The sequence below is a fragment of the Streptomyces sp. NBC_01334 genome (genome assembly GCF_035983595.1).
GTDB classification, from domain to species: Bacteria; Actinomycetota; Actinomycetes; order Streptomycetales; family Streptomycetaceae; genus Streptomyces; species Streptomyces coriariae.
Genome location: NZ_CP130718.1, coordinates 492,351 through 516,661 on the forward strand (window position 1 = coordinate 492,351; position 24,311 = coordinate 516,661).

25 protein-coding genes, 1 tRNA gene and 4 pseudogenes are annotated in these 24,311 nt (G+C 71.3%); 17 read left to right on the plus strand and 13 right to left on the minus strand.

Going from position 1 to position 24,311, the window contains the following annotated elements:
- Positions 1 to 68: 68 nt before the first annotated feature.
- Positions 69 to 476 carry a MerR family transcriptional regulator gene (locus OG736_RS02230; RefSeq protein WP_327187491.1) on the plus strand — a complete coding sequence of 136 codons (408 nt, stop codon included), beginning with the start codon at positions 69 to 71 and terminating at the stop codon, positions 474 to 476.
- A 22-nt stretch (positions 477 to 498) separates the two neighbouring features.
- Positions 499 to 938, plus strand: a pseudogene (locus OG736_RS02235) (cobalamin-binding protein); the annotation flags it as partial.
- 205 nt (positions 939 to 1,143) lie between these two features.
- Here OG736_RS02235 and OG736_RS02240 read toward each other — a convergent pair.
- The 3 genes from OG736_RS02240 to OG736_RS02250 are packed head-to-tail and all read right to left on the minus strand — an operon-like array spanning position 1,144 to position 4,031.
- Entirely contained in the window at positions 1,144 to 1,491 is a 348-nt protein-coding gene (locus tag OG736_RS02240; RefSeq protein ID WP_327180865.1) for a PRC-barrel domain containing protein, read from the minus strand.
- Positions 1,492 to 1,518: 27 nt separating this feature from the next.
- Complete coding sequence (locus OG736_RS02245) at positions 1,519 to 2,646, minus strand: dipeptidase (RefSeq protein WP_327180866.1); 1,128 nt, start codon at positions 2,644 to 2,646, stop codon at positions 1,519 to 1,521.
- A complete protein-coding gene (locus tag OG736_RS02250) occupies positions 2,643 to 4,031 on the minus strand; it encodes an amidohydrolase family protein (protein ID WP_327180867.1) in 1,389 nt (462 codons plus the stop codon). Before OG736_RS02250 ends, OG736_RS02245 begins: the two co-directional genes overlap by 4 nt.
- Positions 4,032 to 4,199: 168 nt before the next feature.
- On the opposite strand from OG736_RS02250, the gene OG736_RS02255 reads away from it, so the two are divergent.
- From OG736_RS02255 to OG736_RS02280, 6 genes are all read left to right on the plus strand, one after another.
- Positions 4,200 to 4,937 carry an IclR family transcriptional regulator gene (locus tag OG736_RS02255; protein ID WP_327180868.1) on the plus strand — a complete coding sequence of 246 codons (738 nt, stop codon included), beginning with the start codon at positions 4,200 to 4,202 and terminating at the stop codon, positions 4,935 to 4,937.
- Positions 4,934 to 5,875 (plus strand): ornithine cyclodeaminase family protein, encoded by a 942-nt coding sequence (locus tag OG736_RS02260; protein ID WP_327180869.1) that lies wholly within the window; start codon positions 4,934 to 4,936, stop codon positions 5,873 to 5,875. The genes OG736_RS02255 and OG736_RS02260 overlap by 4 nt, the downstream gene beginning before the upstream one ends.
- A gap of 289 nt (positions 5,876 to 6,164) precedes the next feature.
- Positions 6,165 to 6,635, plus strand: a complete 471-nt coding sequence (locus tag OG736_RS02265) for a DUF485 domain-containing protein (RefSeq protein ID WP_327180870.1) — start codon at positions 6,165 to 6,167, stop codon at positions 6,633 to 6,635.
- Positions 6,632 to 8,242, plus strand: coding sequence for a sodium/solute symporter (locus OG736_RS02270; protein WP_327180871.1), 1,611 nt, complete (start codon positions 6,632 to 6,634; stop codon positions 8,240 to 8,242). Before OG736_RS02265 ends, OG736_RS02270 begins: the two co-directional genes overlap by 4 nt.
- 598 nt (positions 8,243 to 8,840) lie before the next feature.
- Complete coding sequence (locus tag OG736_RS02275; RefSeq protein ID WP_327180872.1) at positions 8,841 to 9,089, plus strand: hypothetical protein; 249 nt, start codon at positions 8,841 to 8,843, stop codon at positions 9,087 to 9,089.
- Between the two features lie 99 nt (positions 9,090 to 9,188).
- The gene (locus tag OG736_RS02280) at positions 9,189 to 9,950 is read left to right on the plus strand and encodes a bestrophin-like domain (protein ID WP_020127296.1); all 762 of its coding nucleotides are present in this window, start codon (positions 9,189 to 9,191) and stop codon (positions 9,948 to 9,950) included.
- A gap of 18 nt (positions 9,951 to 9,968) precedes the next feature.
- Here OG736_RS02280 and OG736_RS02285 read toward each other — a convergent pair whose 3' ends face one another.
- Complete coding sequence (locus OG736_RS02285; RefSeq protein WP_327180873.1) at positions 9,969 to 10,880, minus strand: LysR family transcriptional regulator; 912 nt, start codon at positions 10,878 to 10,880, stop codon at positions 9,969 to 9,971.
- Positions 10,881 to 10,977: 97 nt separating this feature from the next.
- Between OG736_RS02285 and OG736_RS02290 the strand changes: the two genes are divergently transcribed.
- Positions 10,978 to 11,343, plus strand: coding sequence for a YybH family protein (locus OG736_RS02290; RefSeq protein WP_327180874.1), 366 nt, complete (start codon positions 10,978 to 10,980; stop codon positions 11,341 to 11,343).
- Positions 11,344 to 11,471: 128 nt separating this feature from the next.
- Here OG736_RS02290 and OG736_RS02295 read toward each other — a convergent pair whose 3' ends face one another.
- Both OG736_RS02295 and OG736_RS02300 read right to left on the minus strand, forming a co-directional pair.
- The gene (locus tag OG736_RS02295) at positions 11,472 to 11,693 is read right to left on the minus strand and encodes a hypothetical protein (RefSeq protein WP_442816991.1); all 222 of its coding nucleotides are present in this window, start codon (positions 11,691 to 11,693) and stop codon (positions 11,472 to 11,474) included.
- Positions 11,694 to 11,776: 83 nt separating this feature from the next.
- A complete protein-coding gene (locus OG736_RS02300; protein ID WP_327180875.1) occupies positions 11,777 to 12,418 on the minus strand; it encodes a nucleotidyltransferase domain-containing protein in 642 nt (213 codons plus the stop codon).
- 243 nt (positions 12,419 to 12,661) lie between these two features.
- On the opposite strand from OG736_RS02300, the gene OG736_RS02305 reads away from it, so the two are divergent.
- A complete protein-coding gene (locus OG736_RS02305; protein WP_327180876.1) occupies positions 12,662 to 13,186 on the plus strand; it encodes a cupin domain-containing protein in 525 nt (174 codons plus the stop codon).
- 141 nt (positions 13,187 to 13,327) lie between these two features.
- On the opposite strand, the gene OG736_RS02310 is transcribed toward OG736_RS02305, so the two are convergent.
- Positions 13,328 to 14,230: an EamA family transporter gene (locus OG736_RS02310; protein WP_327187492.1), complete on the minus strand. Its 903-nt coding sequence runs from the start codon at positions 14,228 to 14,230 to the stop codon at positions 13,328 to 13,330.
- A gap of 234 nt (positions 14,231 to 14,464) precedes the next feature.
- On the opposite strand from OG736_RS02310, the gene OG736_RS02315 reads away from it, so the two are divergent.
- Entirely contained in the window at positions 14,465 to 15,838 is a 1,374-nt protein-coding gene (locus OG736_RS02315) for a hypothetical protein (protein WP_327180877.1), read from the plus strand.
- 87 nt (positions 15,839 to 15,925) lie between these two features.
- Complete coding sequence (locus OG736_RS02320) at positions 15,926 to 16,213, plus strand: hypothetical protein (RefSeq protein WP_327180878.1); 288 nt, start codon at positions 15,926 to 15,928, stop codon at positions 16,211 to 16,213.
- Positions 16,214 to 16,299: 86 nt separating this feature from the next.
- Here the strand turns inward: OG736_RS02320 and OG736_RS02325 are convergent, their stop codons facing one another.
- A complete protein-coding gene (locus tag OG736_RS02325; protein WP_327180879.1) occupies positions 16,300 to 16,869 on the minus strand; it encodes a TetR/AcrR family transcriptional regulator in 570 nt (189 codons plus the stop codon).
- Between the two features lie 92 nt (positions 16,870 to 16,961).
- Here OG736_RS02325 and OG736_RS02330 point away from each other — a divergent pair, with 92 nt between their 5' ends.
- Positions 16,962 to 18,473: an MDR family MFS transporter gene (locus tag OG736_RS02330; protein ID WP_327180880.1), complete on the plus strand. Its 1,512-nt coding sequence runs from the start codon at positions 16,962 to 16,964 to the stop codon at positions 18,471 to 18,473.
- A gap of 66 nt (positions 18,474 to 18,539) precedes the next feature.
- Here the strand turns inward: OG736_RS02330 and OG736_RS02335 are convergent.
- Together OG736_RS02335 and OG736_RS02340 are read right to left on the minus strand one after the other, a co-directional pair.
- Positions 18,540 to 18,613 (minus strand) — tRNA-Met (locus OG736_RS02335).
- 53 nt (positions 18,614 to 18,666) lie between these two features.
- Positions 18,667 to 18,870: a cold-shock protein gene (locus OG736_RS02340; protein ID WP_009192932.1), complete on the minus strand. Its 204-nt coding sequence runs from the start codon at positions 18,868 to 18,870 to the stop codon at positions 18,667 to 18,669.
- 311 nt (positions 18,871 to 19,181) lie between these two features.
- Here OG736_RS02340 and OG736_RS02345 point away from each other — a divergent pair, with 311 nt between their 5' ends.
- Positions 19,182 to 19,478 carry a hypothetical protein gene (locus tag OG736_RS02345; protein WP_327180881.1) on the plus strand — a complete coding sequence of 99 codons (297 nt, stop codon included), beginning with the start codon at positions 19,182 to 19,184 and terminating at the stop codon, positions 19,476 to 19,478.
- A gap of 94 nt (positions 19,479 to 19,572) precedes the next feature.
- On the opposite strand, the pseudogene OG736_RS02350 reads toward OG736_RS02345, so the two are convergent.
- From OG736_RS02350 to OG736_RS02360, 3 genes and pseudogenes are all read right to left on the minus strand, one after another.
- Positions 19,573 to 20,061 (minus strand): annotated as a pseudogene (locus tag OG736_RS02350) (ATP-binding protein); the annotation flags it as partial.
- 145 nt (positions 20,062 to 20,206) lie between these two features.
- Positions 20,207 to 21,085, minus strand: a pseudogene (locus OG736_RS02355) (alpha/beta fold hydrolase).
- Positions 21,086 to 21,114: 29 nt separating this feature from the next.
- Positions 21,115 to 21,816, minus strand: coding sequence for an SDR family oxidoreductase (locus OG736_RS02360; protein WP_327180882.1), 702 nt, complete (start codon positions 21,814 to 21,816; stop codon positions 21,115 to 21,117).
- Positions 21,817 to 22,085: 269 nt separating this feature from the next.
- Here OG736_RS02360 and OG736_RS02365 point away from each other — a divergent pair.
- From OG736_RS02365 to OG736_RS02375, 3 genes and pseudogenes are all read left to right on the plus strand, one after another.
- Positions 22,086 to 22,412: pseudogene (locus OG736_RS02365) on the plus strand (DUF3533 domain-containing protein); the annotation flags it as partial.
- A 194-nt stretch (positions 22,413 to 22,606) separates the two neighbouring features.
- Positions 22,607 to 23,176 (plus strand): TetR/AcrR family transcriptional regulator, encoded by a 570-nt coding sequence (locus OG736_RS02370; protein ID WP_327180883.1) that lies wholly within the window; start codon positions 22,607 to 22,609, stop codon positions 23,174 to 23,176.
- A gap of 711 nt (positions 23,177 to 23,887) precedes the next feature.
- The gene (locus tag OG736_RS02375) at positions 23,888 to 24,292 is read left to right on the plus strand and encodes a hypothetical protein (RefSeq protein WP_327180884.1); all 405 of its coding nucleotides are present in this window, start codon (positions 23,888 to 23,890) and stop codon (positions 24,290 to 24,292) included.
- Positions 24,293 to 24,311 lie beyond the last annotated feature (19 nt).

Here is a 24,311-nt window from a genome sequence, read left to right on the forward strand (position 1 = left end):
GGGCCGGACTGGGACGCGGCCCTGCCGACGACGAGAAGGGCCGGCTCGAGGACGTGGACGCCAAGCGCATGCAGATCGGCGAGGTCGCCGCGGCGACCGAGTTGTCGCTACGCACCATCAGGCACTACGACGAGACCGGCCTCGTCGCCCCTTCGGCCCGCTCCCGGGGCGGCTTCCGTCTCTACACCGAAGCCGACGTCGCCCGCCTGATGGTCATCCGCCGCATGAAGCCGCTCGGCTTCACCCTGGACGAGATGCGCTCGCTGCTGGAGGCCACCGACCGTCTCGACGCCGACGAGGAGCCGCGGCCCGAAGAGCGGGAGGAGTTGCTGGAGCGGGTGCGTGGCTTCGAGGAGGCCGCGCAGCAGCGGGTGCTCACCCTGCGCACCCAGCTGGAGCGTGCCGAGGACTTCGCCGCGACGCTGCGCGGCCGGCTGCACGACGCCGGCGGTCGGGACGCCACCACCGCGAGCTGAACCGAGGTGACCGGCCCGCCTGGCCTTCGCCGCGGACGGCCGCTACGCCCGCCTCATCCAGGCCGATGCCTGGGCCCCCGACGCCCGCGCGGCCGCGGACCTCCTGGCTCAGGGCTGACCGGGCATCGGGCGCAGCAGCGGCAGCAGATCGACGACCTGCCCCATCTCGCCGATCAGGAATACACCTTCATCAGGCAGAACCGTACCGGCCTGGTCCGGCAGTCGCTGGCCGCCATGGAGGAACGCTGGCCGGCCATGCGGTCCTACACCCCGGCGCAGCGCGAACGGACCGCCGAGGACCTCGCCCACATCGTGGACTTCCTGGCCACCGCCCTCTACGTCGACGACGCCGCCCTGTTCACGACGTTCACGACCTGGACCGCGGACATCCTCACCGCCCGCCGGGTGCCCGCGGGCGGCCTGCGCCTGGGTCTGGACATCCTGGCCGATCAGCTGCGCGACTGCGGGCAGGGTGTCGGTCGCGGCATCGAGGAAGCCCAGGGGGCGGGGCATCTGCACCACCGGCCCACCCACGTCACCCGCCTTCTCGAAGTCACCGGCGTCACGGGCCACTTGACGCAGCACGCGCCAGGAGCGGGCTCTCCTGAGGCCGCGATCCCCTGAACGGCGAGCGGCCCGCACCCATCGATGGGTGCGGGCCGCTCTGTCAGTGGCCGGATCCGTGCCGGCCGCCCAGTTGGTCGCGGTGGCGCGGGTCGCCCAAATACCTGTCGGCGTCGAAGACGCGTGCCGACTTGGCCTGTGCCTTCGTCCGGGCCAGCTGCACGATGCGGGCGTCGTGGTCGATGCCCAGGACGTCGCCCGACGGGATCACCACGTCCTTGCCGAGGACCCACAGGCCGGTGTGCACCACCAGGAAGCGCGGGCCGAGGTCCCTGGAGTACTTGCTGACCTTGCCGACGTGACCGTCCGTGGCGTCGACCTGGTATCCGGTCAGGTCGTCGTCCGGGGTGTGGCCGGCGGTCGGCACGTGGTGTGCGCGGTATTGGCTCACGATGTCCTCCCTGTCGTCCTGTTCCTGCTAGTGCCCGCTCAGGCGGGTGACAGACGTGCGGGAAACATCACGGTGTGCGTCGCGGGGCTGTGCCGTCCACACCCGTTCCGCGTAGTCGACGAAGTTGCGCCCCATGATCTTCTCGATGCGGCCGGAGGAGTAGCCGCGCTGTTCCAGCAGCCGTATCAGCTCGCGGAACTGGTCCACGCCCCGCAGGTCGACCACGAAGGGGTAGGTGTCCGCCCGTTCGCCGGCCGCGGAGACCCCGGCCTCCTGGCGCTGCGCCACGTGCTCGGCCAGCCGGGCCCGGTAGGCGTCGAGGTCGTCGATCGCGGTGACGGGGCCGTCGGTGCCGATACCGACATGGTCCTCGCCGCAGACGTCCACGGCGTGCGCGATGTGCTCGACCACGCCGGCGGCGCGCGCGTGGCCGGTGGGGCTGAGGAACGGCATGAAGTAGATGCCGACGAAGCCACCGCGGGAGGCCACCAGACGCAGTTCCTCGTCGGTCTTGTTGCGGGGCAGGTCGGTCAGCGCGCGGCACCCTGTGTGATTGATCGACACGGGGACACGGGAGTGCGTGGCGGCGTCCAGACAGGTCCGTTCGCCGCTGTGCGACAGGTCGACCATGAGGTGGTGGTCGTTGAGGGCGTCGACCACCTCGCGTCCGAACGCGGTCAGCCCCGTGCCGGACGGTGCCATCGAACCGCCGCCGAGGTGGTTGGCCTGGTTGTAGGTCAACTGGACCACGCGCACACCGCGTTCGGCGAAGGTGGCGACCCGGGCGACGTCGTCCCCGACGGCCACCGCGTTCTGGAAGCCGTAGATGACGCCGACGCGTCCGTCGCGGGCGGCCGTGCGGATGTCCGCTACGCCGGTCACCTTCAGCAGGTCGTCCGGGTGACGGTCGATGATGCCGTCCCAGATGTCGATCTCGTGCAGGGTGTGCTCGTAGGGAGGCAGGTCACCCATCACATAGCCCAGGGTGATGTTGACGGCGGTCAGGCCGGAGGCTCTCGCGTCGGCCAGCGTCCGGGTGTCGACGGTGTACTGCTCGCTGGTCGGGTTGAGGTCTCCCGCCGCCTCCATCGACTGCGGGGCATTGGGGTTGTCGAGCTGTCCCAGCGCGTTGATGATCAGGGGCGTGCCGGTCAACGGGTCTCCCGGGATGGGGTGGTGGCGTAGGCGGCGCGCGGGAAGCGGCGGCCCCGCTTGACGGTGAGGGTGATGGTGCGCAGGTGGTCGATGTCGGCCAGCGGGTCTCGCGTGAACACCGCGAAGTCGGCCAGTTTGCCCGGCTCGACGCTGCCCGTCAGGTGTGCGGTGCCGGCGCTGCGGGCGCCGACCAGGGTCGCGGAGCGGAGCACGTCCGGGGCCGGGATGCCGCATCGCTTCACCAGGAAGGCGAGTTCCTCGTAGAGGGCGGGGAACGGCTCGCCGGGAGCGGTCTCGTAGTCGGTGCCGGTGGCCAGCGCCACGCCCGCACGGTGCGCCTGCGCCGTGAGCGCGATGGCCAACTCGGTCTGTCGGCGGGCGCGTTCGGCGCTTTCCGGGTCGTCGCCTGCGAGCTCCGCGCTCGCCCACATGCCGGCGGTCGCGTCCAGGACGACGTCCCGCTCCCGCATCCGGGCGAAGAGCGCGTCGAGCCGCGCGTCCTCGCCGGTGACCAGACTCTCGTGATCGACGGGAGGCTTGTCCTTGTAACTGGTCAGCGGCTCCCTGGCGGCCTCGTGGGCCAGCAGGGTCACGTGCGAGACGGTGTCCACGCCGGCCGCGACGACCTCGCCGGGCGTGGCGGGGAACACGGCCGCGTGTGCCCACACCGGGATGCCCTGCCGGTGCGCCTCGGCGGTGATGGCGGCGACGAGGCCCGCCTCCAGGTCGGCGTAGACCTTGATGGCCGACGCGTAGGTGCCGCGAGCCAGGGCCACTGCCAGGGGGAGGTCGGTCGTGTCGGTGACGGCCTGCATCCAGGGCACGTGTCCGGGGACGGCGCCCTGGGTCACCTGGTGGGTGCGGGGGTCGTCGAAGAAGCCCGGGCCTGCCATGAGGGCTGCGTAGTGGATGTCCGGGGCGGCGATCTCGCCCACCAGCGCGGCCCGCGCGAGGTCCCCGACCTGACGCAGGTCGTCCGCCATGTCCCGCACGGCCGTGACGCCGCTGTGGACGAGGCGGCGCAGGACCGCTTCGGCGGCCGGGCGATCGGGCGGAGTGGCGAGGTGCTGGTGCGCGTCGATCAGGCCGGGCGTGACGAAGTGACCGGTGAGGTCGACGACTTCGGCGCCGTCGGCGAGGGCGGCCGCCACGTCCGTCTCGGCCGCGACGGACCGGATCACGGAGCCGTCCACGACGAGCGACACGGCGGGCCGGGGCGCGCTGCCGGTCCCGTCGAACAGCGTGAGGCCGCGGTAGACCACCAACTCGCCGGCCCCGGGCGGCGCGAAGGGATTCGCCGCCCCGGAACCCGCGTCGGTCGCCCCGGGACTCCCGTTCGCCACCTCAGCACCCGCCTTCGCCGCCCCGGAACTCTCGTTCGTCAAGGTCACCACTCTCGATCTGTTACGCTCTGGGTAACAAGACTCTCGCTACTCGAAACAACCGGTACCCTACCCCCGAATCCCGGCGTCGGACACGCCTCGCCGGGACGGTCCGTCCGGTCACCGGGAAGGGTTTCGATGCCGCAGGCGACGCAAGCAACGCGAACGGCCGTGGACAAGGCGCTGGACCTGGTCGAGGCCGTCGCCCGCGCCCCCCGGCCGCCCCGGCTCACCGACCTCGCCGACGAGGTCGGGCTGCACCGGGCCACCGCCTACCGCGTCCTCGTGGACCTGGTCCGCCGCGGCTGGGTGCTGCGCGTCGACGACCGCTATCTGCCGGGCACCGCCGTCCTGCGCCTGTCGGCCCGGGCGGCGCACAACTCGCTGACCTCGCTGGCCCGCCCGGTGCTGGAGGACCTCTCCGCGCGCACCGGCATGATGGTCAACCTCCAGGTCCTCGAGACCGACGGCTCCCGGGTGGTGGACGTGATCCGCCCGGACCGGCTGGCGATGATCAGCACACTCCGGGACGAGGCGCTGCCCGTCCACCGGTTCGCCGGCCCCCTCGCCCTGGTGGCCGCCCTGCCCCCACAGGCACGCGGCCCCTACCTCGACGTGGCCCGCAAGGCCGGACATCCCCTGGACGGCGACGCGGGACTGCTCGCCGACCTCGAGCGGACCGAGGCCGACGGGTTCGCCGTCGAGCACGGCCGCAACGAGCAGTTCGTCGCCTCGCTGAGCCGCGCCGTCGTCCCGGTCCCCGGGGCACCGGTGTGCGCCGTCACCGTGGTCGGCCCGGATGCCGAGATCGACGAACCCCGGATGCGCCGCCTGCGGGAGGAACTCGCCTCCGCGGTGGACACCCTCTGTGGTCTGCTGTCCGGCCCGGGCACGGCGAGCGGCGCGTGAACGACGTCCTCGTCCTCGACCGGGCGGCCACCGCGGCGGCCCTGGACCCTCGCCGTCTGATGGCCGCCGTGTCCGACGCACTCGTCGCCGTGGCCCGGGGCACGGTGTCCGCGCCGCCCCGGATAGCGGCCTTCGCGCCCGGCGGCTTGTTGGGCGCCATGCCCGGATACGTGCCGGGTCTCGGTCTCGCGGCGAAACTCGTGTCGGTGTTCGCCGACCCCGCTCGCCCCGGGCGCAGCACCCACCGGGGCATCGTGACCCTCTTCGACCCCGAGGACGGCCGTCCCCTGGCCGTCATGGACGCCGAACCCGTGACGGCCTGGCGCACGGCGGCGGCCGCCACCCACAGCGCCTGGACCCTGGCCCGGTCCGGACCTGTCGTGGTCGTCGGCACCGGCGCCCAGGCCCGGGCCCAGGTCTCCCTCCTCGCCGCGCTCCGCCCGGCCGAACCCGTCACCGTCGCGGGCCGCGACCTCGAAGCGGCCCGCGCGCTGGCCGCCCTGCACCCGGCGGGCCGTGCGACGGACGGCATCGAGACCGCCGTACGCGAGGCGTCCACCGTGTACTGCTGCACCGGCGCGACCCGCCCCGTCCTGCGCCGCTCATGGCTCGCCCCGGGCACCCACGTGAGCTCGGTCGGCGGCTCCCACGGACCCGAACTCGACGACGACACCATCCGGGACGCCGCACTCTTCACGGAGTGGCGCGGCGCCGCCGCCACTCCCCCGCCCTCCGGCGCCCACGAGTTGCAGGGGCTGTCGAGGGACAGCGTCGTCGTCCTCCTCGGATCCGTCCTGTGCGGCGAGGCGCCCGGCCGGACCTCCCCGGACCAGCTCACCGTCTTCAAGTCCACCGGCCACGCCGCGCTGGACGTGGCCGCCGCACACGTCGTCCACCGCACGGCGACCGGCCGCCGTACGCACGAGCCGCCCCGCTAGCGCGTCGGTGCCGGGAGTCGCCGAATCCCCACGGAGCTCTCCCGGCGCCCGTTCGAACGATTCGACCCGCGCGGCCCGGCACGGCACCGCCGTGCCCCCTCATCACACCCGCCACTCCCGCAACATCCGAGGTCAGAGCCCCGCAGTGGCCCTCATCAGGGAGTTCACGGAAGTCTCTGCGCACGGTCCGACACCCGCATAGCGTGCGGTGACCCGAACACACGAACCCCTCCCCATGTTCGCGCGGGCCGCACCTCTTGGGGCCCACGACCCAGTAGGAGATCTTGGGATGTCCTCCGACAGCTCCGACTTATACCCGGCGCGGCACCGGCCCGGACGGCACGCCTCCCCCACCGCGATCCCGCGGTGGGCCGCCCCGCCGGACGGCACACACCCGCCGGTCGACACGCGTCTGCCGGCCGAGACGCGTCTGCCGGAACGCGCCCAGCAGTGGACCGGCAGGCACCGGGACCTCCGCCGGCTGCGCCGGGCCTGCCGCTGGCAGCGTCGCGTCGCCACGTTCGCCGCGCTCGGCTACTTCGCCGTCTTCCTCACCCTCACCGTCGAAGCCCCCTCCGTCATGACCCGCCTCGCGCCGGGCGGCCTTCCCACCGGACTCTGCCTCGCCCTGGTCCAACTGCCGGTCACCTGGCTGGCCGTGCTCCTCTACGAGTACACGGCGCGCCGGTACGTCGACCCGCTGGCCCGGCGCGTACACCGCCGACCCGACCCCGTCCCGCCCGAGGAGCCACGGTCGTGACGGACTTCGACGGCTCCGCGCAGTCCTGGTCCCTGGTGGCGTTCTCGAGTGTCGTGGCCCTGACGCTCATGCTGTGTGTGCTGACCGGTCCCGACCGCGACGACCTCGACGAGTTCTACACCGGCTACCGCTCCCTGTCGCCCCTGCGCAACGGCCTCGCCATCGCCGGCGACTACATCTCCGCCGCCACCGTGCTCACCATCGGCGGGGTCATCGCGCTGTGCGGCTACGACGGTGTCGTACTGGCCCTGAGCACCGTGCTGTCCCTGCTGCTCCTGATGGTCCTGCTGGCCGAACCCCTGCATCACACCGGCCGGTTCACCATGGCCGACGCGCTCGGAAGACGGCTGCCCGGTCGCGCGGTGCGCATCACCGCGTGTGTGGTCACCCTCGCCTCGCTGGTGCCGATGATGGTCGTACAACTGGCCGGGGTGGGCCAGTTGCTGGCGTACGTCCTCGGTTTCTCCGACAGTGCGATGCGGACCGGCTGCATCGTCGGGGCGGGCACCCTGATGATCAGCTACGCGGCCATCGGGGGCATGCGCGGCACCGCCCTGATCCAGATCCTCAAGACGGTGATCCTGCTCGGGTCCGGCCTGGTCGTCGCCGGACTCATCCTGCACACCTTCGGCTGGAGCCCCCGGAACCTGTTCCAGGCCGCCGCCCACGGCAGCGGCGCCGACGAGAACTTCCTGCGCTACGGCCTGCAGTTCGCCAACGGGCCGCACCGCGGCCTCGACATGGTGAGCACCCAGTGCGCCATCGTGCTGGGCGGCGCCTGCCTGCCGCACGTCACCATGCGGATGTACACCGCCGGCAGCGCTCCCCAGGTACGCCGCGCGATGTCCTGGGCGATCTCCACGGTCACCCTGTTCATCGCCGTGATCACCGTCATCGGCGTGGGCGCCACGGCCCTCATCGGACGCGCGGGCGTCGCCGGAGCCGACCCTCGCGGCAACACCGCCTACCTGCTCGGTTCGCGCGCCGCGTTCGGGATGCATCTCTCCCGCCCGGAGAGCCTGTTGTTCGCCACCGTCACGACGGCGATCTTCCTGACCCTGCTGGCCTCCGTGGCCAGCATGACGCTGGCCTGCGCCAACTCCCTGGCCCACGACATCGCCGCGGCCCGCCCGAACGTCTCACCGCTGCGCGAGATGGCCCTGGCGCGACTGGCCGCCCTGGCCGTGGGCCTCCCCGTCATCCTGCTCGCCGTCATCGCCCAGCACCGCAGCCTCCAGCCGCTCGCCACCGTCTCCTTCTGCCTCGGCGCGTCGGCCATCGCCCCCGCCCTCGTCTACAGCCTCTTCTGGCGGCGCTTCACCCGCGCCGGTCTGCTGTGCACGCTCATCGGCGGATCGGTCAGCGTTCTCGTCCTGATGACCGGCACCAACCTCGTCTCCGGCTCTCCCGGATCAGCGTTCCCGGAAGTCGACTTCAACTGGTTCCCCTTCACGACCACGGCTCTCGTCTCGGTACCCGTGGGCTTCCTCTGCGGCCTGCTCGGCACCGTCCTGTCCGGCAGGAAGGCGACCGCACGCGAACGGGAACGCTACGCCGCCATCGAAGCCGTCCTCCTCGCCGGACCCCCAAGCCCCAGGAGCCGCTGAACCCGTCCGGACGGAGCTGGACCGGAGTGACCCGGACCGGACGGGCCCGGACGAGAACGGACCGACGGCCTCGACACGGCCGACGCCCGGGACATGGGCCGCGGGGAGAGCATCGGGCCGAAGGACAGGCACGGCCGTGTCCCCGAGCCGAGCATGATCGTTACTCCTGTTGCCGAACGGCCACCGCCCGGTGAGCGCGTCGGCATCCACTCATGTGTGCCTCCGCCCGAGGCACGCACACCGTCAGCCGAGAGGAACAGCATTGGTGAGCGGCTGGATCACCGTCGGTCTCGGAACCGCCGCCGCGCTCTGCCCTCTGCCGGGCGCCGGCGGACCCGCGGTCGTCGTCGACACCACTCCCACCACCACGCACGTGGTGATGTGTTCCGCCGACGGCCGGGTCGAGATCGGGGCCCCCTCCCGGCATCGGCCCACCGCCCCTCCGTCGCCTCCGCCCGCACCACGGCCCCCGCGTACGCCGACCCCTTCGGCACCGGCGGAACAGCCGGCACCGGCGGCACACGCACCTCGCCCTGTCGGCGCCCCAGCAACTCCGCCCCGTTCGGCAGCCCCACTCCCCCGGCCGGTCAAGCGCGCGGTGCCCTCGCCGGGACCACTGCCCGAGGCCGACGCAGCCGACGACGCGCCCGCCCCGGCACCGGCTCCCGCCCCGGCGCCCCGCGCCGCACCCTTCCGCTGGGTGCCCCGCTTCCACTACGGCGGCGGCTCGGCACGTCCGGCACCCGCCGGCCTGTCCACCACGATGACCACCGTCGTGATCACCACCCCGGCCGTCCTGGCCGCCGCCGCGCTACGCCCGGGTTCCCGGCGCCGCAACGGCGGCTGACCCGTCCCCGGGCCACCCATCGCCTCGTCCACCCAGCTCACCCATCTGCTCATCTCTCAATCTCAACTGCTGCTCATCTGCTCATCCTGGAGTCCTGCTGTGCCGGAATGGCTGATCTACACCCTGGCCTGCGCGTTGGTCTGCGCCTTCGTGGTCGCCGCCACCGTGATGCGCCACCGCCGTGTGGCGGACGACGAGGACACCTCGCAGACGCCCGACGTGCTCGAGTACATGGTGATGATGGTCGGCGTCGTCTACGCCATCGTCCTGGGCCTGGCGATCGCCGGCGTCTGGGAGGCTCGCGGCGCCGCCGAGGACACAGTGCAGCGCGAGGCCCAGGCGCTGTACGAGATCAACCAGCGTCTCGACGTCTACCCCGCCGCCTTCCACACCCAGGTCCGGCAGCACATCGACGCCTACGCCCGGCACGCCGTGACCGCCGAGTGGCCGGCCATGGAGGACGACGGTCCGATCGACGCCACCGGGGGCCGGCTGCTGACCCGTATCCGCAGCGACATCGCGCACCACACGCCCACCGACGAACTCCAGGCCCAGGCCTACCAGCCGCTCCTCGACCAGGTCGCCGCCGCCGACGACGCGCGCCACCAGCGCCTCGACAGCGCCGGCAGCACCCTGCCCGGGGTGGTCTGGTTCGGCCTGATCGCCGGCGGGATCGTCACGCTCGGTCTGCTCTACGCCCTCCAGATCCGTCGCTCGGCCCGGGAGTTGATGCTGGCCACCGCGTTCAGCGCCCTGGTGGTCTTCCTGCTCTTCATGGTCTGGAGCTTCGACGCTCCCTTCGGACACTCCGGCACCGACTCGGCTCAGCCGTTGCAGGAGTTGTTCGCGGGCACGACCTGAGACGTCCGCCTGGATCATTCACCGGGCGGGCGACAGCCCTTGGGCAGGATCGACCTTGGTGAATGCTCGTCGGCTGTGCACGATCAACTCGCGCACCGCCGGGTTGTGCGTGCTCTTCCAGATCAGGGCGAGCACCGCTGGTGTCTCGATGTCTTCGATGACGCGTGCGGTGAGCCGGTCACGGTAGCTCGCGGCCATCGACTCGCTGAGGACCGCGACACCCAGTCCACGGGAAGCCAGATCGGCAATCGCATCCGCGGCGCCGGCTTGCAGTCCGATGGCGGGTTGCAGGTTCTGTGCGGCGCAGGCACGGTCGAGCACCGCGCGCAGGCCGGTGCCGGCGGGCATGCAGACGATCGGATGGGCGACCAGGTCGCGCAGGGTGACCCGGCGTTGTTTCGCCAAGGGGTGCCCCGCGGGAACAGCCGCGACGAGCCGCTCGCTGATGACCGTCAGCGAGTCCAGCCCCTCCGGGACGGCGCCTGCGGTGCCGACGAGGGCCAGATCGACGACGTCGGCGCGCACTCCCTCGACGAGCCTGTCGGAGTTGTCCTCCAGCAGTGAGATCTCCACACCCTGATGAAGGCGGTGAAACGCGGCGAGGGCGTCGAACAGCGGGGTGAGGGTGCAGCCGATGACCATGCCGACCGTGAGACGGCCCCGGATCAGACCGGTCACCTGCCCCACCACCTGGCCGACCGCCTCGGCTGCGGCAAGTGCAGCGCGGGCGTGTTCGAGCGCGGCACTTCCCGCGACGGTCAGGGTGACGGTACGCCCCGACCGGTCGAACAGCTCGGCACCGAGTTCACGTTCCAACTGGCGGATCTGGGCGCTGACGCCGGACTGGCTGATGTGGACCCGCCCGGCCGCCCGGGTGAAGTTCCGCTCTTCGGCGACCGCGACGAAGTATTCGAGCTGCCTCAGGTCCATGACTACAGATTCTAGCTTGCAGTACATCCATCTGTTGGACTTCTGATCGGCGGGCGACAAGGCTGGGGAGCATCGAAGCCGGACCACCGGAGGAACCGTGCAGGGGTACGAGAAGGCCGTGCGGCCCGAGGACATCACCCGCTTGTTCGTCGAACGATCCAACGCGGGTGACGCGGCCGGGGTCGCCGCGCTCTACGAAGAGGATGCGGTGATGGCCTACCCGCCCGGGGAGCTGACGGTGGGGCGGGACGCGATCCGTGCGCTGTGGGAGAAGGTGCTGGCCAACCGCCCCCGCTTCGAACCGGAACCGCCGCTGCCGACGCTGATCAGCGGCGACATCGCCCTCACCTCGACCCCGCCGAGGGACGGGGCCGGCGCCCGGGCACAGGTCGTCCGACGCCAGCCTGACGGGACCTGGCTGCGCGTGCTCGACCAGCCCGAGTTCGTCCCGCCCGCCCACTGAAGCTGCGCAGCGGCGGCACAGGGGGCCGACAGGCCGGGCCGCCTCGCTCCGTAGGCGCCCACGCGACCGGCTCGCGCTGCCCGGGAGGGCGGAGGGGCCCACCGGGGCGGGTGGCCGCAGAACCGCGGTCATGACTCGTCGCCGTCCTCGCCGCGCAGGAGGGCCAGTTGCCGCTGGACGGCGGCGGCGGTGACCCTGCGCTCGTCATCCGTGGCGAGCAGGTCGAGCAGGGCCCCTCGGAGCACCGCCGGCGTCAGAGTGCGGCGGACGACGCCGTCCTCGCCGTCTCGCTCCGACGGCGGCTGACAGGCGGCCTTCTTACGGAGGGATGAACGACGCTGCGGCCGCACACGCTGGTGATGCCGACGGACGAATCGCTCTGGCCGCAGCAGCCGACAGCTTCTCGCCGGTGATCGACAGGCGCGGCCCCGCATCACTGCCGGGCCATCTCCGCCAGCCACGGATGTCCGGGGTGCACACGGTCCAGCCACTCGCTGAGGCGATCCCGCCGCGCCCGGCCCAAAAGCGGCAACACCCCGTCGAAGTCCGCCTGGTCCTTGGGCCGGATCGCCTTCGCCTTGAACAGCAGCACCAACTCCGGCACCAGGTAGGGGATCCCGTCCGCCGTCCGCTCGATGATCGCGTCGTACGGCAGCCGCAGGCTCTCGTCCCGACGGCAGATCCACGTCGTGCCCTCGTGCGGCTCGCGAAAGACGTCGAACAGGAACTGGCCGCTCACCGGATCCCGGAGCCAGGTCTGGTACGTGGCCGCCAGCGCCTCAGCTCCCGCCCCCGCCCAGACCCGCCCCGAACCCACCGCGTCCCACGCGTACTCGGGGAAACGGTCCCGAATCTCAGGGAAGCCCGCCGCGGGCACCGCGATCTCCAGATCACCGTGCGGCCGCGACGGCGCCCCGCGAAAGAGATCCAGCGCCCACCCCGCGGCGATGCACCAGGGCGCACCCACCCCACCCAACCGCTCCGCCATCTGCTCCGGCGCCCAGGCATCCGCCCACCGGGCATGCAGTTCGTCCGCATCGAGCACAGCGCCGCCGGGCGGCAGGGGTTCGGTCATCGGCACAACCTACTTCCACGCGCCACCCGGATGCGGTCCCTGTCCGGGCACCGCACGCAGGCCCGGACGCGATACGGCTCACCCCGGACGCCGTGCGCAAAGCCGTTCGCAGTGAAGCCGAGGGAGCCGATCGCCGCCTCGTCCGGAACCGGATCGCTGATCGCCGGTCGGGAAAATTGACCCACGATCCTGACCCCAAAATGCACCCTGGCTCCGGTCGATCGACTCCCTAGAGTCGTAGTCATGACGAAGAAGAACGAGACCACGCAGCCCGCTCGGACCGCGACCGCCGCCCCGGTCCTCACCCGCGCCGCCGACGCCGAGACGACCCGTGACCCCAGCAGTGTCATGACACTCCTCGCGGACTCCAGCCACACCGGCGGGCGGCTCACCAGCTACCGGTCGTCGTTCGCCGAGGGCGCGGTCGGGGCACCCGCCCACCTGCACACCAAGGCGTCCGAGGCGTTCTTCGTGATCGACGGAGCGCTCCAGGTACTGGTGGGTGAGGAGATCATCGTCCTGGAGGCGGGCGACTTCCTCCTCGTGCCGCCGCACACCCCGCACGCCTTCGCCGCGGCGCCGGGCAGGACCGCCGACGTGTTGTTCGTCTTCACCCCGGGGGCCGACCGCTTCGACTACCTGCGGCTCCTCGGCCGGGTGATGCGCGGCGAGGCCGACCCGCAGGAGATCAAGGACTCCTCGGAGCGGTTCGACAACCACTACGTCGACAGCCCCGCGTGGCGCGAGGTACTCGCCGCACGCGGCTGAGGCCTGCCCGCAGCGGGCGAAGGCGCCCCGAAAGGGGCGCCAGGCCATGGCTGTCGGGCGGCGCCGCCGTGTGCCCTCCCGTTCGCAGCCGTGATCCACCTCGTGGGACGGCTCGGTGCGAGCGGTCAGCCGGGTCGGCGGCTACACCTCCGGGCGGGTGCCGCGTGCGGCGCCCGCCGACGCGGCCACCACGCACAGCACCGCGATCCACTGCGCCCAACGCAGCGACTCCCGGAGCACGATGAGGCCGATGAGGGCCGCCATCGCCGGCTCCAGGCTCATCAGGATGCCGAACACGCGCGGTGGGATCCTGCGGAGCGCTTCCAGGTCCAGCGAGTACGGGACCACCGACGACAGCAGTGCGACGCCGAGCCCCGCCACCAGGACCCACGGCTGAACCAGCGCCGTTCCGCTGTCGGCCACGCCGAACGGCACAGCCACCAGCGCCGCGACGGCCATTCCCAGGGCCAGACCATTGCCTTCGGTGGTGTGGCGACCGAGCGCCGCGCCGACCAGGACGTACAGGCCCCAGCACGTTCCCGCGGCGAGGGCGAACAGAAATCCGACGAGGTTCAGGTCGCCGCGTCCCTCCATCAACAGGACGACACCCCCTGCCGCGAGCGCGACCCAGAGAGCGTCCAGCCATCGCCTCGACCCGGCCAACGCCACCGTCAGCGGCCCGAGGAACTCGACCGTCACCGCGATGCCCAGCGGGATCCGGGCCAGCGCCAGGTAGAAGCACAGGTTCATCGAGCCGAGAATCACGCCGTAGCCGAGCACCACGGTCCACGCGCGACGACTCATGCGCAGCGACGGCCTCCACAACAGCATCAGCACCGCCGCCGCGAAGAAGAGTCGCAACGAGACCGTCCCGAAACTGCCGACCGCGCTGAACAGGTTCTTGGCCAGCGCCGAGCCCGCCTGAACGCTGACGATGCCGAGCAGCACCAGTACCGTCGGCGGAACGGTGCCGAAGGTGCGTCCGGCCGACGCGGTGAGGGAGGGCCGTGGCGACGGGCCGCGACCAGTGCTGTCGATGTTCATGGTGGCCACGCGTGGATTGTCGACGGTCGGGCGGCAAGCGGCACGTGAATTTCCGGGCGAACGGGCCCCGAACCCCTCCCCTCCACCTCTGCACGAAGCCGGTGCATCCGTGCGGCGCGGGACCGGAACCGCACCCGCACCCGCACCCGCATGCGGCGTTGAGCATGACATGATCAGCCGCATGACCGAATTCTCCGTAGGAAAGGGCGACAACCGCCCCGTCCGGTGAAGTGGTTGGACGAGGCCGTGGCCGCCGGCACCGCCACGACGCCCGCCCATCCTTCCCGTGGCGCGATATTCGACGCGGTACGCGCCGACCGCACCGGTCCCGTCGCCGTCCGGTTGCTTCGACTCGCCCACGCCGACGATCCGTTCGTACGCCGGAACGTCATGGACCTCCTCCACAGCCTCGCCCCGGACGGGCCCTGGCCCGGGGCCGCCGAGGTGGCGCTGGCCCGGCTCTGCGACGTCGACGAACAGGTGCGCCGTCGAGCCGCGCGACTCCTCGTCCGTGCGGGGCGCGAGGATGTCGCGCTCAACGCCCTCGACGAACTCACCGACCCCGTGGTGCGTACCGTCCTCGCCGACTCGCTCGGGGGCTCCGTAGCGCACCTGCGAGCCGACCCTCTGGCGTCCGTCCGATTCCTCACTCACCTGGAGACCCTGCGCGCCGCGCCGCGCCACCAGTGGCCCGCCCTGGACATGGCGCTCCTCGCGGATGCCCGGGAGGCCGCGCGACACCTGGAGGGAGTCGGGCGGCGCTGGGGGTCGGTGCTGTTCGGACTGGATCGCGAGCGCCACACGTACGTCCTCGCGGCGCGCCTCCTCGCCGCTTCCAGCACCTCGGACATCGGCGCCGGGCTCGCCCGCGAGGCGTGCCACGGCTGGAGGGCCGCCGCGGTCGAGCTGCTGCCCCTGCTCGTCCGTCACTGCGGGCGCGTGGTCAGCCCGGCCACGGCCGCGGCTCTGACCACGGCCTCGATCTCGGAGGCCGCCATGCGCACCCACGGCGCCCTGGCCGCCACGGTCCCCTTCACCCCGTATCCCAGAGTCCGTCGGTCCAGCGGCAGCCCGCCTCCGTCGTTCGGCAGCTCGTCCGCCGCGGCGCTGCTCGCGGCCAGGCCCGTGGGAATCGGCCGACTCGCGCACGCCCCCGAGATCTTCGGGGCCCTGCTGGACGCGGGCCCGCTGACCTTCCGGCAGGCCGCCCAGCTCTACAACCTCACCTTCCGGTGGCCGGGTCGGATGCAGGCGGGGTGCGCACCTCTGTGGCTCCGGCATGCGGGCCCGACCGCCCTCCCCCGGCTCCTCGCCCTCATGACCCCGCACCTGGGCGAGTACACGGTCGGTGAGTACTACCTGGAGGGTCTCGCGCGGATGGGCCGTCATGCTCTGCCGGCGCTGCCCGCCGTGACGGCGCTGATCGACCGACGCACCCGCATTCCCGTCAACGACTCGACACAGGATGCCGAGATGATGCTGGACGAGCGCCTGCTGGCTGCGGCGCTCGACGCCCGCCGTGCGATCGACGGGGACACCGCTCCGCGACCACCGGCCCAGCCCTCGGACCCCGGTGACACGCACCCCGCGGTCACCGATGTCGAGTGAGAACACCCGAGGTCGGCCGTCACAAGGCGGGACTCCGGTGGGGCAATTGACGTTGCCTGCGGGCACCGAGCCGACGATGCTGTGGTGGTGCCAGGACAGCGGAAGAGAAAACGGCAGCAGCAGGACGCGAGTCGGCGGGCCACCGCTCGCACCGCTTCCGGCACCGGCTACTGGACGGTGCTCCTCGAGACCCAGGACGCCTCCGAGTGGCGTTCGCACCTGCGCCGTCTGCGTTGCGCCGAGGAGCAGATCGACTGGTCGATGACCCGGGTCGACACACTCTGTGGGCGCCTGGTGCAGCCCACCACCTACCGGCTGAGCCTGTTCGTCCCGGGTCCGGAGCGCGCTTTGGACCGGGACCTCTCTGGTCGTTGATGTCGGGGCGGGTCGGAGCGAGCGCCGCGCGAAGCAACCCCGGTATCCCACAACGGCCCTGAGCGGACGGATGCGGGACTGCGCGGTCAGCGCACCAGGGGGAGGAAGACCGTGTCGACGATCTCCTCGAGGACGTGGTCGGGCACGGGGGCGAAGGTCGTGAGGATCTCCTGGCGCAGCAGGTCGAAGGGCAGGGACTTGATGCGTTCGGTGAGGAGTTCCCGTTTGGTCTCGCCGCGGTCGACGGCGCGGTCGAAGAGCACGTCGAGAGCCTCCTTGCGCCCGGTCGCGAGGGGGTCGCGCAGATCGGCGGGGCTGGTGCCGGTCTCCTGGTAGTAGCCGGCCAGTTGCACGCTCATCACGGTGATGAACTGGACACGGGTGGTGTTGATCTCCCGCATGAGGGTGAGGACGTCCTCCCGCAGGCTTCCCGTGTCGGGGCTGTCGAGTCGGTACTCCTTCAAGGTGTGGACGATGGCCGCCCGGACCAGTTCGTCGCGGTCGGACCAGCGGCGGTAGAGCACCGGGGGGCTGGTGCCAGCGCGCTGCACGACGGCGTCCATGGTGAACCCGGCGTAGCCGTTGTCCGTGAGTTCTTGCCAGGCCGCATCGAGGAGCGCCTTCTCCAGTGCCGCTCCGCGGCGTCGCTCGGGCATCCGCACCTCCTTTGGATAGACTTGCCTATCTTATTCTAGCACCCTACCCTGACAGCCGTAAGATAGACCTCTATATCTTAAGGTGGCTGTTCATGAGTACTGCCGACCGGACCGGCCCCACGTCCGCCGCGGTGGACCCCGACCGTATGGACCCCGCCGTGTGGCGCACCGCGTTCACCGTCATCGTGGGCGCCCTCGCCGTCGTCTTCGACACCACGATCGTCAGCGTCGCCCTCGACAGCCTGGCGAAGGAACTCGATGCACCGCTGTCCACGATCCAGTGGGTGAGTACCGGCTATCTGCTGGCCCTGTTCGTCACCATCCCGCTCGCCGGATGGGCCCAGTCACGACTCGGCGGCAGACGCCTGTGGATCGCGTCCCTGGGCGGGTTCCTGCTCGGCTCGATCCTGAGCGCGCTGGCGTGGAACGCCACCAGCCTCATCGCCTTCCGCGTCGTCCAGGGCATCGCGGGCGGCATCATGATGCCGCTCACGGCCACGCTGATCATGCAGGCCGCCAAGGGCCGCAACATCGGCAAGGTCATGGCCGTCATCACCGTGCCCACCGCGCTCGGCCCGATCCTCGGCCCGGTCCTGGGCGGCCTCATCCTGCATCTGGCCGACTGGCGTTGGCTGTTCTTCGTCAACATCCCCTTCTGTGTCGTCGGAGGCGGACTCGCCTGGCGCAACCTGCCCCACGACCGTCCTGCGCCCGGCCGCCCCCGCGCCCGCCTGGACGTCGTCGGCCTGCTCCTGCTCTCCCCCGGCGTCGCCGCCACCCTCTACGGCCTCTCCCGGGTCGAGGGCAGCGCGGGCTTCACCGGCGCCGACGTCCTCATCCCGGTGATCGGCGGACTCGCCCTGGTCGGCGGCTTCGTCGCCTGGGCGCTGCCGCGCGCCGGGGCGCTGGTCGATCTGCGGCTGTTCCGCCACCGCGCGGTGGCGTCCTCCTCCGCCCTGGTGTTCCTGGCCGGCATCTCCCTGTACGGGGCGATGATGCTGCTGCCCCTGTACTTCCAGCAGGTCCGCGGCGAGGACGCCCTAGGAGCGGGGCTGCTGCTCATCCCGCAGGGGGTCGGCGCACTCGTCGCACGCGGACTGGCAGGCAAGTACACCGACCGCTTCGGCCCCCGCCGGGTCGCCTTCACCGCGTTCGCCTTCGTCACCGCGGCCACGGTGCCGTTCGCCTTCGTCACCGCCGACACCGACGAGGTCCTGCTCATGGGCGCACTGTTCGTCCGCGGCATCGGCCTGGGCGCCGCCATGACCGCACCCTTCGGCGCCGCCTACGTGGGCCTGCGACACGAGGAGATCCCCGACGTCGGCATCATCACCCGCGTCGCCCAGCAGATCGGCGGCTCGGTGGGCATCGCCGTCCTCGCCGTCATCTTCCAGCACTCCGCCGGAGACGCCCACACCCCGGGCGACCTGGCCGACGGCTTCGACGCCGCCTTCTGGTGGTCGGTGGCCTTCACCGCCGTCGCCGTCCCGCTGTGCCTGTTCCTGCCCGGCCGCCCGAAGCCACCGGTTCCTGCCGACCATGCAGAAAAAGGCGCTGCCGCCGAGGCGAAGGAGCCGTCCGGTCGATCATCACCCGGCGCGTGACCGTCGTCGAGGCCCTCGGTTCCTGCACAGCGAAGGGGTCCGGCGATGCCGGACCCCTTCTTCTCGTAGCGGGGACAGGATTTGAACCTGCGACCTCTGGGTTATGAGCCCAGCGAGCTACCGAGCTGCTCCACCCCGCGTCGGTGATGCCACCCTACACGTGATCCACGGGGTGCTGCGTCGTACGGCCGTCTCAGCCGCGGACGATGTTCTCGGCCTGCGGCCCCTTCTGCCCCTGGGTCACGTCGAAGGTGACCGGCTCTCCCTCCACCAGCTCCCGGTACCCGTTGCCGGAGATGTTGGAGTAGTGGGCGAAAACGTCCGGTCCGCCGCCGTCCTGGGCGATGAACCCGAAGCCCTTTTCGGAGTTGAACCACTTCACGGTGCCGCTGGCCATGCTGCTAGTCCTTCGATCCTTGCCGGGAGGTCCCGGCTGCTGTGTGTGCGGGGCCGTCCACGACCGGAAGGCACCCGGCGTTCGTCCTACCCCGTCGACGGCACGGTTATCCGACTTATCTGCCGGACACGGCGCTGGAGTTGCCGGAGCCCGTGCGGCGCACTCTCCGCGCTTCTCACGCTCGTGGGCCGGTTGCCGCCGATGTCCCGATCGCTCTCCGTGCCCTGTCTGGCCCAAGCCCCCGCGCAGACGGCTCGCCGGGCTGGTCAACTGGCCGGAAGGCTCCGTACCTCATCGCAAGGGAACTCAGCATGGCCATCGTCGTGGTTCTCGAAATGCCGGGGATGACCCAGGCCCAGTACGAACTGAGCGCGGAGAAGGTGTCCGGCCGCCCCGGCCCGGTCAAGAGCCCCGCCGACTGGCCGGTGACCGGTCTGATCTCGCACACTTCCGCTCCCACCGACGACGGCTGGCTCGTCGTGGACGTGTGGGAGTCCGAGGAGGCGTTCCGGCAGTTCGGCGAGACCCTCGTCCCGATCCTGCGGGACCTCGGTCTCGCGGACGTACAACCGCGCACCTACCCGGTGTTCAACGTGGTCACCCGGTAGCACCGGTCCGGCCCGGCGTACGGGTTCCTCGGCCTCCGAACCCCGGGCGACCCCGCGCCGGTCGATGAGCGAGCGGCCGGGCACGCGGCGTCCGGCCCTCGGAAGCGAGGGTGCCGATGCCGAGCTGCAGGGTCAGGCAGGACAAGGTGTAGTGGCGGCCCTCGGGCCCGGTGAACGTCCGTAGTGGGTCGGTGGACACCTCGGCCTGGGCGGCGTCGATGATCTGGACGCTGCCCTTGGCAGCGGTGCGGGCGAAGGTGGCCCACTCGCACACGGAGATGCGGTCGATGCAGATCGCGCACCCGCCGCGCGCCCACACAGCCTCGGCGATCAGCTTCTGCAGCACGCTCTTGCCCGCGCCGAGATCGCCGACGACGCCCATCGAGGCGGAGGCGTCCACCTTGTCCGCCACGTTGATCATGACGGGGCGGGTGGTGCCGCTGTCCAGATCGATGCCGAGGAACATGCCGTTCGGGTCGCCGATCTCCGCGGCGGTGAAGGCCCCGCCCAGCGCCCAGTCTTCGCTGATCTGGTGCTGGGTGAACTCCCGCACCACACCGTGCCGTACCGTGCCGGGCAGGCCCGCCCCCTCGGGCGGCAGGTGAGGCGCCGCAACGCCAAGGCGTCTCGAATCCTGAGATCGACTTTCGGTGACCTGGGTCAGATAGTGCGCGAACCTCGATCTGGATCTCCGCCATGCACTGCTCCCCAGGTCAGTGGTCGCGGGGTCAGGCCACCGCGTTCAACAGGTCGGCCAGCACGTCGGGCCGTTCCAGGGCGATGAAGTGGCCGGTCTTGGGGACCTGCGTGAAGTCGGCGGCCGGCAGCAACTCCTTGTTGGCTTGCCGGTCCGAAGGACGGGACCAGTCCTTCTCGCCGTAGACGAGGTGGATGGGCGCCTTGACCTCGCGGTAGCGCGAGCGGGCGGCGATGAGGCTGGGCAGGCTCTGGTACACGGCCCGGGCGACGGTCGGGTAGCCGGAGCGGCTGCCCACCTGGAGGAGCTCGTCGATGTAGTCCTCCCGCAGCGCGTTCTTGTCGCCGAGCCCGCCCTGCAGGATCTTGCTGAGGGCGGGCCTGGGCTCCACCCCGGCGATCACCGGACCCACCCCTGGGGCGAGAACACCACTGATCACCACACGGGCGAGGAGGCTGGAGCGGGCGATGCCGCCGCGGAAGTCGTAGGTGTTGACCGCCACGACGCGCCGGACCCGCTCCGGGAGACCGGCCGCTGTGGTCAGGGCGAGCACCGCACCCATGGACTCCCCGACCAACGTCACGTCGTGGAGGTCGAGTTCGGTCAGGAGCCGCTCGACGCCCGCGCGCATGGCCGGCTCGTCGTACGACGCCCCGGGCACGATCTCCGAGTAGCCCATCCCCGGCAGGTCGAGGGCATACACGGTGTACTAGTCCGCGATCAGCGGGATGAGGTCGCGGAAGTGCTCGGCCTGCGTGCGCACGGTGTGCAGCAGGACCAGGGGGGCGCCGGTGCCCGCCCTGAGGTAACGCAGGGTTCCCTCGCGGCCGGCGAGCCCCGCGCGCCGGGCGAGGGTGTGGCTGGTGGTTCCCGGAATGCGGATCGTGGGACGTGACTCGTGGCTGGGCATCTCGCCGACTCCTCGGGGTGTAAAGGGGGTTACTTCGCCAGCTGGGCGTACAGGCCGGCCAGTTCGCCGGCCAGGCCGGCCTTGACCTGCCGCGAGATGTCGTCGGCGAGCACCTCGTACGCGCCCGTCTCGACGCCGTCGAGGGCGAGTGCGGCGACGTCACGCGGGTCGGACTTGGGCGCCTCGACGTCCGCCGCCAGGTCCGTGTCGACGTAGCCGACGTGAAGTCCGGTGACGGCGATGCCGCGCGGCTGCAGCTCCAGACGCAGGGAGTTGGTCTGCGACCACAGGGCGGCCTTGGATGCGCTGTACGAGCCGCCCAGGGCCAGCCAGGAGAGCACGGAGTGCACGTTGAGGAGGTGGCCGCCGCCGTTGCGCTCGATGAGGGGCACGAAGGCACGGGTGAGAAGCAGCGGACCGTAGAAGTTGGTCTCGAACTCCCGGCGTACGTCGTCGACCGGGGAATCGAGGAAAGACGCGCCGACCGAGGCACCGGCGTTGTTGATCAGCACGGTCACGTCCTGCGCCTGCGCGGCGGCGGCCGCCACGGAGGCCGGGTCGGTGACCTCCAGCGCCACCGGGACCGCGTCGGGGTGCGTCACCGTGCGCGGGTCGCGGGCCGTGGCGTAGACCTTGCCCGCACCGCGCGCATACAGCTCTTCCACCAGGGCCTTGCCAATGCCTCGGCTGCCGCCGGTGACGAAGACGTTGGCGCCCTTGAGTGCGGTCATGACTGCCTCCACAAAGTGAGAAACCGATCGGTTTCCATCAAGATAAACCGATCGGTTTCCATGCGCAAGCACAACAGACCCCCGGGTCTCACGGACATCCAGCGGCCCGGACCTCATCGCAGGGCTGAGCCCTGATCGCCCAGCGATCGATCACCAACGTCCGCAAGGAACCTGACCGACGGCCCGAAGGAGAGGCTCGCCGCTTCGGCTTGCGCACAGAAACCGATCGGTTTACGGTGTTGAAACTGATCGGTTTCGCGAACGGCGTCACCACGGGCATGCTGGTGGTCACGCTGGTCTTCATCGGGATGGCGGTACCCACGGCCGGTGCCACCACCCCCATCGAGGCGCTGCCCGGCTTCTACCGCTTCCTCGCGGAGTTCGAGCCGCTGCGGCAGATCACCGGCGGCATCCGCTCGATCCTCTACTACGACGCCCAGGGCGACGCTGGTCTGACCCGGGGCTGGGTCATGATGGCGGCCAGCCTCGTGGCCGCCGCACTGTTCGGCTTCGGCGTACTGGGGTGGTACGACCGCAAGGGACTGCACCGCATCCCGGCGGAGACGAAGCCCGAGAAGACCGCCGTCCCGGCGTGACGGCAGGTCACCCAAGACGGGCCCTCACTCGGAGCGGCCCCGGTGTGCGCGTCCCCCTGCCGGGGACGACAGGCGCGCACACCATCTTGGCTCGGCGACGGCTTTCCCTCAGGCCGTCGCCGAGCCTCTCCCCCGGGACCACCCCTGGAAACCGATCGGTTTTTATTTCGTCCGCTTCGGGTTACCCTCGCGGTATGACCACCGAAGTGAAGCTGAGCCCCAGGGAGCGGTTGCTGGAGGCGGCAGCCACGCTCACCTACCGAGACGGCGTCAGCATCGGCGTCGAGGCGCTGTGCAAGGCGGCGGGGGTGTCGAAGCGCTCCATGTACCAGTTGTTCGAGAGCAAGGACGAACTCCTGGCAGCAAGCCTGAAGGAGCGCACCTCCGCCTTTGTTGCGACTCTCCTGCCTGCGGCGGACGACGGCCGGTCACCCCGCGAGCGGATCCTGCACGTCTTCGCGCGGGTGGAATCCCAGGCCGGCGCCCCCGAGTTCCACGGCTGCCGGTACCTGGCCGTGCAGATCGAACTCAAGGACCAGAGTCACCCCGCGAGCCGGGTCGCCCATCAGGTCAAGGCGAACCTGACCGCCTTCTTCCGCGCCGAGGCCGAGCAGGGCGGGGCGGGCGATCCCGATCTGCTGGCCCGACAGCTCAGCCTGGTCTTCGACGGCGCCAGCGCCCGCGCGGGAATCCAGGCCGACAACCTGACCGGGCTCATCGCACCCACGGTGACCACCTTGCTCGACGCGGCAGGCGTACGCTGACGCATCGCCCGTCTAGGCGAAGTCCATCGACGGAGGGTCCGTTGACGCAATCGTGGACGGGTCTCTTCCGCACCACGACCGGAGGGGGCGGCTCGCCGCTGGAAGTGACCTCCCGGCGAGCGCCGACAAACGTACGGAGAGTTGTCGCCGGGCCTGGCGCGCGCCGCCCGTGGCCCGTCGCTGCGGATGGTCGTGCCTGGACGGGCTCCCACCAACCCCCGACTGCCGACCACGGACGGTGGCCAGTGCTCCCCTGAGACAGGTGCCGCTCGGCGACCAGGACGATCAAGGGTGAAAGGCATGCGGCGAGACATGCATCAAGCCGCCGCGAGAGCACAGCCGCCTTCCGGGCGAGGAGTGCATCGCCGACATCCGCGTACGGCACGAGCGCCTGGCCACGATCCAGCGGGCGGACGGAACACCGTCATCGATGCACACCCTTCCACGGCCCGAACCGTGGCGGCAGGTCGTGCCGGGGCGATCCGGTGTGGCACTTCCACGCGATCGCCTCGATCACCAGCCCCGCTGCGGGACCCGGTCCGGAAGCAACGGCTCGATGCGCATCCCGCCGGCAGCAACATTCCTGCGGTGAGTCGGGAACCTCCGGACGCCCGACGGCGTTCGTGTCACTGACGGCGGACGAGCCGAGCCGACGGTTCACAGCGCTCAAGTGCTGATTCCCTAAGACGACTTGACCGGGGGGCAAGAGGCGTGCAGCAGCACCGCGCACACCCCACGCGCCCCGCTGCCGTCGTGCTCTCCGCGCTGCTCGCGGTCCTGGCCCTCCTCCTGCCGGTGTCGGCCAAGTCGGCGTCGGCGTCCCGTCCGTCCTCGACGGGCACGGCCGCGGCGGCGACCGCGCAGGCGTCCGCGACCGCCGCCGCGCAGCGACCCGTCGCCGTGGCGCGCTCCGCGCTCGGCCACGCCGACGCCGTGCCGTACCCGTTCCACCCTTTCCTGGGCCCTGGCACCGGGAACGCGGCCCCGCACCGCGCTGTCGGCGGTCCCGCCGTGGCCGTGGCGGTCGCGGCCGCAGGAGCGAGCCGGGGCGCCCACGCGCATCGCCCGCGCGGCCCGCCGTCCCGACGGAGCACCGAAGTCCGTATCGACGCCTGACCGTTCGCCTCCGCGCCCG

Bases quoted from the DNA above. Each gene is read 5' to 3' on its own strand.
- OG736_RS02230 (WP_327187491.1), top strand. From the start codon at position 69: ATGCAGATCGGCGAGGTCGCCGCGGCGACCGAGTTGTCGCTACGCACC.
- OG736_RS02265 (WP_327180870.1), top strand. From the start codon at position 6,165: ATGTCCTCCGACAGCTCCGACTTATACCCGGCGCGGCACCGGCCCGGA.
- OG736_RS02285 (WP_327180873.1), bottom strand. From the start codon at position 10,880: ATGGACCTGAGGCAGCTCGAATACTTCGTCGCGGTCGCCGAAGAGCGG.
- OG736_RS02300 (WP_327180875.1), bottom strand. From the start codon at position 12,418: ATGACCGAACCCCTGCCGCCCGGCGGCGCTGTGCTCGATGCGGACGAA.
- OG736_RS02305 (WP_327180876.1), top strand. From the start codon at position 12,662: ATGACGAAGAAGAACGAGACCACGCAGCCCGCTCGGACCGCGACCGCC.
- OG736_RS02310 (WP_327187492.1), bottom strand. From the start codon at position 14,230: ATGAACATCGACAGCACTGGTCGCGGCCCGTCGCCACGGCCCTCCCTC.
- OG736_RS02325 (WP_327180879.1), bottom strand. From the start codon at position 16,869: ATGCCCGAGCGACGCCGCGGAGCGGCACTGGAGAAGGCGCTCCTCGAT.
- OG736_RS02330 (WP_327180880.1), top strand. From the start codon at position 16,962: ATGAGTACTGCCGACCGGACCGGCCCCACGTCCGCCGCGGTGGACCCC.
- OG736_RS02340 (WP_009192932.1), bottom strand. From the start codon at position 18,870: ATGGCCAGCGGCACCGTGAAGTGGTTCAACTCCGAAAAGGGCTTCGGG.
- OG736_RS02345 (WP_327180881.1), top strand. From the start codon at position 19,182: ATGGCCATCGTCGTGGTTCTCGAAATGCCGGGGATGACCCAGGCCCAG.
- OG736_RS02360 (WP_327180882.1), bottom strand. From the start codon at position 21,816: ATGACCGCACTCAAGGGCGCCAACGTCTTCGTCACCGGCGGCAGCCGA.
- OG736_RS02370 (WP_327180883.1), top strand. From the start codon at position 22,607: ATGACCACCGAAGTGAAGCTGAGCCCCAGGGAGCGGTTGCTGGAGGCG.